This window comes from Lactobacillus sp. C449L, from assembly GCF_059900815.1.
The window spans coordinates 1-430 of record NZ_JBWXGA010000318.1; the positions used below are offsets into that span (position 1 = coordinate 1).

At 44.0% G+C, this 430-nt stretch carries 1 protein-coding gene; it reads left to right on the forward strand.

Features of this window, described 5'->3' with window-relative positions; all coding sequences use genetic code 11:
- Positions 1 to 12: 12 nt before the first annotated feature.
- On the forward strand, positions 13 to 430 hold a 418-nt coding region (locus AC2JF9_RS09570), incomplete at its 3' end, for an FAD-dependent oxidoreductase (protein ID WP_500727318.1).

Genomic DNA, 430 nt, shown 5'->3' on the forward strand with positions numbered 1-430 from the left:
GGGGGGATCTTTATGGAAAAGCAAAAATTAGTCATGATCGGGAACGGCATGGCTGGTGTTCGTACAATTGAAGAGATTCTAAAAATAAATCAGGAAGCATTTGAAATTACGATTTTCGGGAAAGAACCGCATCCGAATTATAACCGCATCCAGTTATCAACCGTATTGCAGGGAGATACGACGATCAGCGAAATTATCATGAATGATTGGGACTGGTACCATAGCAACAATATCCAACTATACACAGGCGAAGCAGTAACGAACATAGATACAAAAGCAAAAATCGTCCAGTCAGATAAGGGACGTACGGTGAATTATGACAGATTGATTATCGCGACAGGCTCCCTGCCATTCATCCTGCCTATACCGGGCGCTGATAAGGAAGGTGTGGTCGGGTTTCGCGACATCAAGGATTGCGAAACCATGATCG